This window comes from Roseibium alexandrii DFL-11, assembly GCF_000158095.2.
Classification (GTDB): Bacteria; Pseudomonadota; Alphaproteobacteria; order Rhizobiales; family Stappiaceae; genus Roseibium; species Roseibium alexandrii.
In genome coordinates this window covers 682,538-694,623 of sequence record NZ_CM011002.1, presented here as the reverse complement: position 1 = coordinate 694,623, position 12,086 = coordinate 682,538, and the positions used below count along the sequence as shown (strand labels likewise).

Below are 12,086 nucleotides of genomic sequence, written 5' to 3'. Positions count from 1 at the left end.
GCGGCTGGAGCAAAAGATGTCTGATTGAACATAACCAGACTTGAACCCGTCAAGTGACTTCTTATCTGACGGGTACGCGGACGGCCGCGCCTCCCCATTACATTCAATCCGGGACGACCCGAGCATGGAGACAAACATGGCTTGGGTCTTGTTGTTTTTGGCCGGCCTTCTGGAAATCATCTGGGCGTATGCGATGAAACAATCGCACGGCTTCAGCCGCTTCTTGCCAACCTTTGTCATGACTGTGGCCATGGCCGGATCTTTCGGACTGCTGGCAGTTTCAATGCGCAGTTTGCCGCTCGGAACGGCTTACATGATCTGGACCGGGATTGGTACGATCGGCGCTTTTGCCGTCGGTGTCTGGGTACTTGGCGAAGCGATCACCCCGCAACGCCTGATCGCGGCACTGCTGATCGTCGCCGGTATGGTGACGATGAAACTGTCTTGATCAAACCGGCAGCAACAAAAAGACCGGATCGGCGTGGGCTACCACTCGATCCGTTCGCCCATGTGATCAAAATAGCCGCCGGTCTCGGCCGGTGTCAGGCCGTTGATCACGGTCAGCAGGCGTTCGGCGGCCTTATCGGGCGCCTGCACCTCCAGACCCGATTTGGCAAACCCTTCAGTCAATGGTGTCCGCACGGTTCCAGGATGAAGCGCGACACAGACCGCATGCGGTTTGCGCCGCGCGAGCTCAATGGAGGCGGTCCGCACAAGCTGATTAAGGGCGGCTTTCGATGCCCGGTAACCGTACCAGCCCCCCAGATTGTTGTCTGAAATGGATCCAACCCGCGCCGATAGTGTTGCAAAGACGCTTTTGCCATCCTTGGGTAGGAGCGGAAGGAAATGCTTCATCAAAAGCGCCGGACCGATGGCGTTGATGGCATAAGATTCTGCAAGGGCTTGTGGATCCAGCTCCCGAAGGCTCTTTTCCGGCTTGCGATCGCCGAGCGTCAAAGCGCCGGTTGCATCAAAGACGAGCCGGAGATCATCACCCTGCCCGGCAACCCATTTGGCAGCGGCTTGAATGCTGGTCTCGTCGAGCAAATCCAAACCTGGATGCGTTCTCCGGGAAAGGCCAACCACGCGGTCATAAGGACCACTTTCATCCAGCACCCGCACCAAGGCGGAACCGATGCCGCCCGTTGCCCCAATCACAATTGCCAAAGTGCCCATAGATTGTCCTGTTTGCGTTTATGTCGTTACGCAACAACAGCCAATCAGGATTGGTGGTAATGATGACTATCTTGGAGGGCAAGGCAGACCGGCCCAACCTCAGACCGATCTGCCTCATCGTCTTAGGTGCAGGCGATGTTCACATTGAGTTGGGCGTCACCATTCTCCTGCATCGAAAAGGTGATCTGGCCATTGGCATCTTCAAACACGCCCGATCCACCGAGCACATCGCGGGTCTGTTCATTGCCGATCGTGCGGGTTTCCGGTGAATGAACCGGTTTGTCGACCGTATAAGCCCCTGAACGGGCATAGAGATTGCCGTTTTCAAAGCTCAGGACAACATCAGAAGCCAGCCGGACCTGACCTGCATCATCTTCACCGAGGACACGGGTTTCCCATTCAACTGAGCCCACCGCGTTGCCGTTGTTGTCGACGAGATCGCTGTGACCGATTCGAAGATCACCGGGCATCGGTGCATCGGATCCCTGCTTTACCACTTTGACGACGCGATGTTCATTCATCGGCGCTGTAACCGAAAATGGTTGGCATTGTTCAAGGGCGTGCGCACTGCCAATTCCCAAAGCTGCGGTGGCGAGTGTTGCTGTGATGAGTGTTTTTTTCAGGGGCATGTCATTCCTCCATGAGTTTGTGCCGTTCGATGCACTGGAGATGCGACCACCCGTTCGTATATTCAATAATTATTCAAATGTATAATCATTACATTTACTACAGGAAAACGTGATTCAATTGCAAGACACTCAAACGAAATGAAATCTATATTTTATGTAATTTTCCGCGCCAAGTAATCCGAGAACCAATCAGCATACCGAACCTGCAGTTCCGCACGGCGCCAGTCTCGTCCTGTTATAAGTCCGCGGCAGCGATCAGTGCCGCAAGCGCATTCCATTTCCCAGTCATCATCATCACCCGTCGCATAGTCAAAACTGAGTTCCTCACCGTCTTTGATGTGGCGCATCGCATGAAAGGCAATCTGGCCCCGAATTCCGAGATTTGGCGCACACGAATGATTGAGGTGCATCATCGAGCTTTCGCGCTCGTCGGCTGATACCGGCCCAATAAACAGGTCGTCCCCGATCTGGATCTCCGCCGGTCCCAAACTCTTTGCAAGTTCGTCGCGCCTTGCCCGGTCGAACACATGACCGCCCTTGACGACCACCAGCTCACCTTTGGTGATTGGCGCAATGGCAAAAAGACCGCGCCCTTCGAATCCGCTGCTCCGCTTTTCCACCTTTGGCGAAAACCATGTCATCGTCATTGCAACAAAAATCCTTCAAATACCGTTTGGCGAAACTGACCGGTATCATCCGGTTATGACTGCTCCCTGACACACCGCCTTGCCCGGTGTTCCAGAAACAAACGGTCGGCTTTCGCCTGTGCCAATGCGATTGCCTTCGCATAGACGGAGTGCGCCTTGCCGAGGTTCCCCGCGCGATAAAGCAGTTCCGCCTTGGCGGCATAAAGAGGCTGATAGTCCGAGAGATCCGGCTCCAACACCGCAATCAGTTCCAGTGCCTCATGGAGGGCGCCGATCTCCGCCAATGCAACAGCACGGTTCAGGCGGACCACATCCGTCGGCTCGAAAACCAGCAACTCTTCGTAGAGCAACAGGATTTGTGCCCAGTCTGGCGATGCGCCTTCACAATGGCACGCTGCAATCGCCGCTTTGATTTGGTAAGGCCCCAGTTTTCGGCGCGCCAAGGCGGTTTCGACCAGCGAGATGCCGTCTTGCAGTTCTGAAGACTGCCAGAGCGCCCGGTCCTGATCGAGAAAGGCAACGCGAGCTCCCTCACCGTCAAACCGTGCCGCACGGCGCGCATAATTGAGTGTCAAAAGCGCGAGGCAACCTTCGATTTCCGGGTCATCAGGCCGAAGTTTGTTCAATATGTTGCAAAGGAAGATAGCTTCGTGGGCGAGACCGCGTTGATCATCCTCAGGTGCAGATAAGCCTGTTGTGAAGATCAGATAGACCACACCCAAAACGGCATCGAGCCGTTCCGCCCATTGTTCGGGACCTGGCACTTCATACGAGATACCTGCGCCGCCAAGCTTCGCTTTCGCCCGGGACAATCGCTGTCCCATGGTGGTTTCGCGGTCCAGGAAAGCCCGTGCGATTTCTCCAGTCGTCAGTCCGCCTAATGTGCGAAGCGTTAGCGCCATCCGGGATTTGGTTTCAAGTACCGGATGGCAGCAGGTGAAGATCAGGCGCAATCGCTCATCCGGGATATCTTCGTTCTCCTCCAGCCCGGACACCTCATCCATCATCATGGAAAGGTCCGTCTCGGCGCGATCGACCGTTTGTTTGCGTCTGATGCGATCGATTGCCTTTCGATAGGCAACTTTCAGGAGCCATGCCTGGGGAGATTTGGGCAGACCATTGCGCCCCCAATGAGAGACTGCGGACACCATGGCATCCTGGAGGACGTCTTCGGCGAGTTGAAAATCCCGGAATTTGCCAATCAGGATAGATAACAACCGCCCCCGCTCGTCCCGGGCGAGGCCGCCCAGGACTTTGGTGACTGCGATGGCATTCGAGCCGGAGGCGGTCATGGAACCTTCCAGACAGTTTAGGACACCGCCGTTAGCCAGCGTCAGGATAGTCCATCACCGGCCGTACTTCGACCGTCCCGTATTCCGCGCTCGGGATCTGAGCGGCATAACCAAGGGCCGTATCAAGATCCGGAACGTCGATGAGATAAAACCCGCCCAGGTGCTCCTTGGTCTCAGCGAATGGTCCATCCATGGTTTCCACTTTTCCGCCGCGCACACGCAGCGCTTTGGCAGTCTCCGCCTCTTTCAGCCCCTCACCGGCCAGCATGACACCGTCCGCCGCCAATTTCTCACTCAACGCGAAATAGCCGCTCATCATCTTTTCAAACTCCGGCGTGCCATAAACCGGTTCGCGGGCGGGGTCTGCATAGATCAACATCATGTATTTCATACTGAAATCCTCGTTTCTTCAGTGTCAAAAACTGTCAAAATCCAAAATCGGGCCGCGAGCAGACTTGTTCTTTTCCGATCAAATCGCAAGACGCTTGCTCTCCGGACTTCCTTGACCAAATCGGAGGAAGTGAACAGGGTCGCACCCATTCCGATCCGATAAAAGGTCCTCTCAAAACACCAAATTCAGGTTTCGACACACTTCTGACGTTCGGCGTCCGTCTTTTTCGACATGCTTGAAAATGTATTTGCAAAAAATTGTCCGACCGCGGCAACGAGAAGCGCTTTAGAAACAAAAAAGCCCCGGCAAACAAAGCCGGGGCAAACTTGATGAAAAACCTCATTTCTCACAGTAGTCGTCCTCGGCCTTGTGCCGAGGATTCATATTTTTCAATATCTTATGGATGTTCGGAACAAGTCCGAACATGACGCCGAAGGGAACATTGGGCTTTGTCAGAAGTCTGGGGCCTGTTGCCAATCTTGGGAGACAAAAAATCACGCTGTCTTGGAGAAAATCTCGCGGCCGATCAGCATGCGGCGGATTTCCGAGGTGCCGGCGCCAATTTCATAAAGCTTGGCATCGCGCAAAAGCCGACCGGTCGGGTACTCGTTGATGTAGCCGTTGCCACCGAGAAGCTGGATGGCATCCAGCGCCATCTTGGTCGCGTTTTCCGCCGCATAGAGGATCGCGCCAGCTGCGTCTTCGCGGGTGGTTTCACCCCGGTCACAGGCCTTTGCGACCGCGTAGACATAGGCCTTTGAGGCGTTCATGGAGACATACATGTCCGCGACCTTGCCCTGGACCAGCTGGAACGTGCCGATCGGCTTGCCGAACTGCTCGCGCTCGTGAACGTAAGGGATAACCACATCCATAGCGGCTTGCATGATGCCAACGGCACCGGCTGCCAGAACCGCGCGCTCATAGTCGAGGCCGGACATCAGGACATTGACGCCCTTGCCGACTTCTCCAAGCACGTTTTCTTCCGGCACTTCACAATCCTGGAAGACCAGTTCGCCGGTTTCAGATCCGCGCATACCCAGCTTGTCGAGCTTCTGGGCAACGGAAAAGCCCTTAAAGTCCTTCTCGACGAGGAAGGCCGTCATGCCTTTGGGGCCCGCGTCCATATCGGTCTTGGCATAGATGATCATCGTGTCCGCAGACGGACCGTTGGTGATCCACATCTTGGAGCCGTTGAGGATGTATTTGTCGCCCTTTTTGTCAGCGCGCAGTTTCATCGACACAACGTCGGATCCAGCACCCGGCTCGGACATCGCCAGCGCGCCGAGATGTTCACCGGACACCAATTTTCCGAGATAGCGTTTTTTCTGATCGTCATTGCCCCAACGGCGCAGTTGGTTCACGCACAGGTTCGAATGCGCCCCATAACTCAGGCCGATCGAGGCCGAGGCCCGGCTGACCTCTTCCATGGCAATGCAGTGTTCCAGATAGCCGAGGCCGGAACCGCCCCACTCTTCTTCAACCGTGATACCGTGCAAGCCCAGTTCACCCATTTCCGGCCACAGCTCGCGCGGGAACCAGTCGTCCCGGTCAATCTTTTCAGCCAAAGGCGCAATCCGGTCCTGAGAATAGGACCGCACCGTGTCGCGCAGCATGTCGGCTGTCTCGCCGAGATCGAAGTTGAAGCTTGGAAAATCGTTGCGGATCATACGCTGTCCTCCCATTTGCGCTTTTCGTAGCGCACGAAATTGCTCAGGATACCGACCCGGTCATAGAGCTGCCGGGCTACGGTGTTGTGATCGTGTGTGTGCCAGTAGACATTGCTGCAGCCGCTTTGCTCAGCCGCTGCGTAGACGGCCTCAATCAACTTGCGACCAACGCCGCCGCCGCGCTGAGTGCTGTCGACATAAAGATCTTCGAGATAGCAGGTCGGGGTGAGCGACCAGGTCGAGGCGTGCTCAAGGAAATGCACAAAACCAACCAGTTTGCCGTCTTGCTCCGCCACCAGCCCGTCATGAAAGCCATCTGAGAGCAATCGCTCGAACAACCCATCGGTGACTTCGTCAGACAGGGTTTGCTGGTAGAATGCAAGATACGCCTGCCACAGCGGCAGCCATGCGGATTTGTCCGCCCGTTCGATCGGTCTGATTTGAATGGGTGCCATATTCAGTCCTTCATGCCCGCAACGCTCATCAGCGTGAAAAGCCCGGTCGCCACATGGACTTGTGTGTCATCCGACAAGCCATAGACATCAGCCTGCGCGATCGTCAGTGTCCGCCCGGGCTTGAGAACACGGCCCCGGGCGACAAGCGTTGGCTGGGCCGCAGGATTAAGCAGATTGATCTTGTATTCTGTGGTCAGAACGCCGGTGCCATCAGCGAAGAGCGTCAGGGCCGCATAGCCGGCCGCGCTGTCAGCGATCGAGGATGTGGCACCTGCATGAAAGAACCCATGCTGTTGCGTCAGCTCCGGGCGCATCGACAGTTCCAGATCGACCGCCCCTGGCTCCAAATGGACCATGCGCGCACCAAGATGCTCCATGAAGGCCTGCGCTTCAAAACTCTTGCGGACCCGCTGCTCCCAGTCGGCTGATCGCGGTTTCAGTTCCATCTTCAACGCTCCTCACTGGTGACTGGGGATAGCTCTTCCATACGCGCGAGCGCACCGGCTTCCACTTCTTCCAGCTCAAGCAACGTCAATTCAATATCGCGTTGTTTTTCCAAAAGCTCTTCGCGCCGTGCGGCAATTTTCTCCATCAGCAGACGCAGCTGGCCGGCTTCACCCGGCGCACTGCCGTACATGCCGATCAGCTCTTTGACTTCCGCCAGAGAAAAGCCAAGCCGCTTGCCGCGCAAAATCAACTTGATGCGGGTCCGGTCTCCGGGCGTGTAAAGCCGTTGACGGCCCCGGCGCTGCGGCGTCACCAACCCCTGTGCCTCGTAAAACCGAAGCGTTCTGGTGGTGATGTCGAACTCTTGCGTGAGCTGTGTGATGGTAAAATAGCGCTGCATACCCGATCCTTCGCGGGCACACTTCCGCCTTTTTACGTTAAAGTCAATAGATCTTATTTTTGATATTTATTTCAGTATTTTAACTTTGAATATCATCAACAGACAATTCCTTCTGGAGAACATTCAGATCAACGCTGCCGGAAATCCCGTCCACAGTCCCGCGCTGGTGAAACTGCCAGAGCACCCAATCTGAGGAATAAGACGGCGCATGCCAGATGGAGCGCACCCAAAGCCTGCGGTTCAGCCCATTGCCGCTCAAATACATCCGGTAAAACTCTTCCGGCGCATAGAAAATGACCCGCTTGCCTGCGATCGGTTCCACCGCTGCAACAAAGGCGCTGATCTCCCGCAGCAGCTCCTCAGTCGTCGGCCGCCGGGCACAATTTCCTTCAAACTCCAGATCAACAACGGGTGCCAGCATATCCGGCTCGTCCGGCAGGACGGCCAAGAAGTTGCGCGCCTGCGTTGCACCGTCCTTGCACAAGCTGAAGAAGTGATAGGCGCCCGTCGGCAGGCTGGCGGCCCTCGCCGCTTGCCAGTTTGCAGCAAATGCCCGGTCGCGGAAATCGCCACCTTCGCTGGCCTTGATGTAGGCGAAGGCAACGTCGTCGCTCGCAACCTTTGCCCAGTCGATGTCGCCTTGATGATGCGAGACATCAATGCCGCGCACAGGAAAATCGTCCCGGTCCGGTTCCCAGTTCATGAAAAAGTAAGCCGCCCCTGCAATCGAGATCACACCACCGACGGCAATGTAGAACAAGGCCCGCAAAACCGCTTGCAAGAATTTCATACCATCCCTCGCCGTCCCCATGCAGCGGCCACCATGGCGTAAAAGTCTTTAAAATTTAGGCCAGAAAGTTCGGCCAAAGCGGCGCCGATGCGAGTTCCAGAATATTGCCGTCCGGATCCTTGAAATAAAGGCTTGTGCCACCCGCCGGCCAGACAACTTCGCTGATGATGTCGACACCTTTCGATGAGAGGTAATCCCTCCAGGGACCGAGCTGATCATTCAAAATCCGGAAGGCAAAATGCCCATGCCCACTTGTGTCATGGCCGGGAACAATTCCGCCAGGTGTTGGCACATCCTCTCCAGTGTGTCCGCGGTAGAAGACAAGAAGGGTTTGCGCCGGCCCCGCATCATAGGCGAACAGTCGATCGCCAGCGACCATGCGCTTTAGACCCAATATCCCTTCATAAAAGCCATGCGCCGCGTCCATGTCATCGACATAGACCGCAGTCTCAAGAATTCCGTCCAATTTCGGTCTATCGCTCACACTCACCGTTCCCACTGCACTTTCAGCAATTGGCATTTAAGCTCAAGCCGGGGGGCCACGGGGCCTCCGCTAAAACGAGATGCAATCGGCTTTCATAACCGGATTAAACTCCGTGACGTGATACGCGGCAACGCCCTCTTGCTTGAAAGGGTCTTGGTCAATCAGCTTTTGACGTTCTGCGCGGGTGTCCGCGCGGGCAAGAATGACACCACCTGTCCGTGGTTCCTTCGGTCCAGATGCCAGAAACACACCGTGATCATAGCCGGACTTCAAGAAAGCCCGATGAGGTTCAAGCAACGCGTCAACTTTCGAAAAGTCGGCGATATAGGTCAGATCGACCACAAACAGGTTTCCTGCCATCATTGAGAATACCTTCAAGAGGATACCGGTCCACCGTTTGAGATGAACCGGCGGATCACGTCAGACGATTGACAGTTTCACGTCGATGTTGCCACGGGTCGCATTGGAATACGGACATACTTCATGTGCCTTGGCGACAAGAGCTTCGGCCTCGGCCTTATCCATGCCCGGAACCGAGACTTCCAGCGCGACCTCCAAACCAAATCCACCCTCGGATCTAGGGCCAATGCCGACTGTCGCAGTGATGGATGTGTCTGCCGGGACCGCAATTTTTTCCTGGCTGCCAACGAATTTCATGGCGCCGATGAAACAGGCTGCATAACCGGACGCAAACAGCTCTTCCGGGTTGTTGCCTGCACCTCCGGCACCGCCGAGTTCTTTCGGCGTCGTCAGCTTGGTCTTGAACGATCCGGTTAGGGTTTCGACTGCGCCATCGCGCCCACCGGTTGCTTTTGCTTTCGTTTCATAAAGCACTTCAACGCTCATCTCATCATTCCCTTAAAATGTGAAAACTGATTTTTTGCCGGTAGCCAGCATCTTTTATATCGCACACGATATAATTTACCCACATAAGCTGCACTGGCAAAAACGTCAACAGGTTGCGATCAAGTCGCGCGCGATTTATAAGGCGGATTATGAGTACGACGACCAATCAAATGTCTCTTCTGGACGCAATCGGCTTGAATGCGCCGGAAGACGAAAAACCCAAAAAAGACAAGAAGTCAGCTGCGCCGGAAAAGTCTTCCAAGCCAAAGAAACGGAAGTCCAAAAAGACCGCTGACGAGGCAGCCATGGCTTTGGATGCAGCAGCAGTCGAAGGCACTGATCCAGCAGATGCAACCGGTGAGGTTCCGGTGAACACATCGGATGCATCCGCAGAAAATCCAATTGAAAACGGCGAAAAATCCGACGGGATCGGCACGCTGGAGATCCGTCCTGATGGCCCGCTGCCGCTGGACAAGTATCTGTGCTTTTCGCTCTATTCGGCGAACCACGCGATGCACGGTGTCTATAAAACGCTGCTGAAAGACGTAGGCCTGACGTATCCGCAGTTTCTTGCCATGACTGTCTTGTGGGACAAGAACAATGTCCCGGTCGGGGCGATCACGCAAAAGCTTCAGTTGGACACCAACACGCTCACACCGCTGCTGAAACGCCTGGAAGCCATGGGCCTCCTCACCCGTACCCGCTCCACCAAGGACGAACGGCAGGTGATCCTGAAGCTCACCCGCAAGGGCCGAAACCTTCAAAAGAAGACCGAACATTTTGCAGAATGCATCTTCTCGTCAACAGGCCTGAGCCTTGAGGAGATCGTGGATCTTCAAACCAAGATTATGAAATTGCGGGATAATCTCAGAAACACTGACCTTAAATGACGCGAAGTCTACGGATGCTAGAACGGCAAGCCAAACCAGAGTGCGGCAATGCCAAGGAAGGCGAAAAAGCCGACGACGTCCGTCACGGTTGTGACGAACACACTGGATGCGATTGCCGGATCAATATTGAGCCGGTCGAGTGCGATCGGGATCAATAGGCCAGACAAGCCGGCAAACAGCATATTGATCACGATGGCGCTGCCGATCACGACGCCAAGCCCGAGGCTTGAAAACCACAACCAGGCGGTCACACCGATCAGGACCGCCAGTGCCAGTCCGTTCAAACAGCTGACAAGAACCTCACGATTGAGAACACGCATAAGGTTCCGGGCGCTGAGTTCCTGGGTTGCGATACCGCGGACGGCAACGGTCATCGTCTGAGTGCCGGCATTGCCTCCCATCGACGCCACGATTGGCATCAGGACGGCAAGTGCCACCATGGCCTCGATCGTCTCCTCGAACAGCGCGATTACGACAGACGCCAGAACCGCGGTTCCAAGATTAACAACCAGCCAGGTCAAACGGGACCTGGCAATTGTCATGACATTGTCGGAAATCTCCTCATCGCCCAACCCTGCGAGGGCACGCAGGTCTTCTTCAGCTTCTTCCTGGATGACGTCAACGATGTCGTCGACAGTCAGAACGCCGACAAGCCGATCGTTTTCGTCAACCACCGCAGAGGACACAAGGTTATAGCGTTCGAACCGGCGGGCAACCTCTTCCTGATCTTCCGTCGCCTGGACGGCGTCCAGTCGCTCGGCCATGATCGAGGTGACTTTTTCACGCCGCTTGGTTCTCAAGATCTTGTCGAGATGGACAGACCCCAAAAGCTTGAACGAGGGATCGACAACATAGATCTCATAAAAATCATCCGGAAGATCCCGGGCTTCGCGCATGTAATCAATGGTCTGGCCAACGGTCCAGAACGGCGCTACGGCGATAAACTCACTCTGCATGCGGCGGCCGGCGCTATCTTCCGGATAATCCAGCGCCTTTTTGAGCTGGGCCCTGTCCGCATAGGGCAGTTCCTCAAGGATTGCGGCCTGGTCGTCTTCGTCCAGATCTTCAAGGATGTAGACCGCGTCATCGGAATCAAGGTCGCCAAGGCCTTCCGCGATGACATCATTTGGAAGATCTTCGAGAAGTTGAAGACGGACCGCCTCGTCGGTCTCCGTCAGGGCGGTGTAGTCGAAATCCTCGCCGAGAAGCCGGATGAAGGCGGCCCGGTCATCCGGACTTAGGGCTTCGAGAAGATCGCCGGTATCTGCTTCATGCAAATCAGCAGCAATCGCTGACAGACCGGATTTGTCTTCCGCCGCGATTGCGGTTTCAACGGCGGCGATAAAGTCCGGATTAAGCCGTTCGTCATCGTCGCGAACCGGGATCTGCAGCTCGGGTGAAGGGGACATGTCAAGCTCGGCCGCATTGCTCATTTCGCCCTCCCTTTTGTTCCGTACGCTTTTGCCGGAAGCAGCCGCATCCTATTTGCAGGAGCATCTAGAACTAACGGCAGATGCACGAAAGCGCCACCGGAAAAGCGATGAAGGTCCACAGGCTTAACGAAAGCCTGTCCACTCAGGAGCACTTCTTCAAAGATGCCGTTTCTCGCACCGCTGAGAGATAGTCCCTCACCTTCGCCGGCAAAATTCTTTCCTCATCGGAAATACATGGCTTGGCTCGTTTGAACGCATTCTGTGCACGCTGGCTCTTCAAGCACACACGGGCTTTAGCCAGAACTTCCTGCTCCAGATACCAAAGCTGCTGGCAGGTTAAGGAGCCAAGCGAAGACTCGTTTGGCGTAAACTCTTGCGATTGGACACCCGGCGGCCACAATAGAAGCGCGACCAGCGCAATACGGACCCGCTTCCGGGATATGGGCACTGAAAACAATCGTCCGCAGGTGTATTTTGCCATCTCTTAGGTATCCGCCACCCCGCTCGATTCACAAAACTATCTTAGCCGATGGATAGCC

Annotated in this window: 17 protein-coding genes; 2 read left to right on the top strand and 15 right to left on the bottom strand. The window is 55.4% G+C overall.

The annotated features are described in order from the left end of the window. The first annotated feature begins 136 nt into the window (after positions 1–136). A complete protein-coding gene (locus SADFL11_RS03275; RefSeq protein WP_040452170.1) occupies positions 137–448 on the top strand; it encodes a DMT family transporter in 312 nt (103 codons plus the stop codon). A gap of 38 nt (positions 449–486) precedes the next feature. On the opposite strand, the gene SADFL11_RS03270 is transcribed toward SADFL11_RS03275, so the two are convergent. The 13 genes from SADFL11_RS03270 to SADFL11_RS03210 form a co-directional block, all read right to left on the bottom strand. Then, complete coding sequence (locus tag SADFL11_RS03270) at positions 487–1,176, bottom strand: SDR family NAD(P)-dependent oxidoreductase (RefSeq protein ID WP_040450702.1); 690 nt, start codon at positions 1,174–1,176, stop codon at positions 487–489. Positions 1,177–1,298: 122 nt separating this feature from the next. Next, complete coding sequence (locus tag SADFL11_RS03265) at positions 1,299–1,805, bottom strand: hypothetical protein (protein WP_008191887.1); 507 nt, start codon at positions 1,803–1,805, stop codon at positions 1,299–1,301. Positions 1,806–1,957: 152 nt separating this feature from the next. Next, positions 1,958–2,452 carry an SET domain-containing protein gene (locus tag SADFL11_RS03260; RefSeq protein ID WP_040450703.1) on the bottom strand — a complete coding sequence of 165 codons (495 nt, stop codon included), beginning with the start codon at positions 2,450–2,452 and terminating at the stop codon, positions 1,958–1,960. A gap of 53 nt (positions 2,453–2,505) precedes the next feature. Next, the gene (locus SADFL11_RS03255) at positions 2,506–3,744 is read right to left on the bottom strand and encodes an RNA polymerase sigma factor (protein WP_008190261.1); all 1,239 of its coding nucleotides are present in this window, start codon (positions 3,742–3,744) and stop codon (positions 2,506–2,508) included. Between the two features lie 31 nt (positions 3,745–3,775). Beyond that, a complete protein-coding gene (locus SADFL11_RS03250; protein WP_040450704.1) occupies positions 3,776–4,135 on the bottom strand; it encodes a YciI family protein in 360 nt (119 codons plus the stop codon). Positions 4,136–4,629: 494 nt separating this feature from the next. Beyond that, complete coding sequence (locus SADFL11_RS03245; RefSeq protein ID WP_008189642.1) at positions 4,630–5,802, bottom strand: isovaleryl-CoA dehydrogenase; 1,173 nt, start codon at positions 5,800–5,802, stop codon at positions 4,630–4,632. Beyond that, complete coding sequence (locus SADFL11_RS03240; protein ID WP_008192683.1) at positions 5,799–6,257, bottom strand: GNAT family N-acetyltransferase; 459 nt, start codon at positions 6,255–6,257, stop codon at positions 5,799–5,801. Before SADFL11_RS03240 ends, SADFL11_RS03245 begins: the two co-directional genes overlap by 4 nt. A 2-nt stretch (positions 6,258–6,259) precedes the next feature. Continuing rightward, a complete protein-coding gene (locus tag SADFL11_RS03235; RefSeq protein ID WP_008188720.1) occupies positions 6,260–6,703 on the bottom strand; it encodes a PaaI family thioesterase in 444 nt (147 codons plus the stop codon). Positions 6,704–6,705: 2 nt separating this feature from the next. Continuing rightward, on the bottom strand, positions 6,706–7,104 hold the full coding sequence (locus tag SADFL11_RS03230) for a MerR family transcriptional regulator (RefSeq protein ID WP_008194610.1): 399 nt from the start codon (positions 7,102–7,104) through the stop codon (positions 6,706–6,708). A 79-nt stretch (positions 7,105–7,183) separates the two neighbouring features. Next, positions 7,184–7,894, bottom strand: a complete 711-nt coding sequence (locus tag SADFL11_RS03225) for a glycoside hydrolase family 25 protein (protein ID WP_008193292.1) — start codon at positions 7,892–7,894, stop codon at positions 7,184–7,186. 55 nt (positions 7,895–7,949) lie between these two features. Then, positions 7,950–8,414, bottom strand: a complete 465-nt coding sequence (locus SADFL11_RS03220; protein WP_050775960.1) for a VOC family protein — start codon at positions 8,412–8,414, stop codon at positions 7,950–7,952. Between the two features lie 33 nt (positions 8,415–8,447). Continuing rightward, positions 8,448–8,741: a YciI family protein gene (locus SADFL11_RS03215; protein WP_008196965.1), complete on the bottom strand. Its 294-nt coding sequence runs from the start codon at positions 8,739–8,741 to the stop codon at positions 8,448–8,450. 57 nt (positions 8,742–8,798) lie between these two features. Then, positions 8,799–9,224, bottom strand: coding sequence for an organic hydroperoxide resistance protein (locus SADFL11_RS03210; protein WP_008190516.1), 426 nt, complete (start codon positions 9,222–9,224; stop codon positions 8,799–8,801). A gap of 149 nt (positions 9,225–9,373) precedes the next feature. Here SADFL11_RS03210 and SADFL11_RS03205 point away from each other — a divergent pair, with 149 nt between their 5' ends. Then, entirely contained in the window at positions 9,374–10,114 is a 741-nt protein-coding gene (locus SADFL11_RS03205) for a MarR family winged helix-turn-helix transcriptional regulator (protein ID WP_008194715.1), read from the top strand. 17 nt (positions 10,115–10,131) lie between these two features. Here SADFL11_RS03205 and mgtE read toward each other — a convergent pair whose 3' ends face one another. Then, complete coding sequence (mgtE, locus tag SADFL11_RS03200; RefSeq protein ID WP_008192366.1) at positions 10,132–11,547, bottom strand: magnesium transporter; 1,416 nt, start codon at positions 11,545–11,547, stop codon at positions 10,132–10,134. 142 nt (positions 11,548–11,689) lie between these two features. Beyond that, entirely contained in the window at positions 11,690–12,028 is a 339-nt protein-coding gene (locus tag SADFL11_RS25815; RefSeq protein ID WP_050775961.1) for a YARHG domain-containing protein, read from the bottom strand. Positions 12,029–12,086 lie beyond the last annotated feature (58 nt).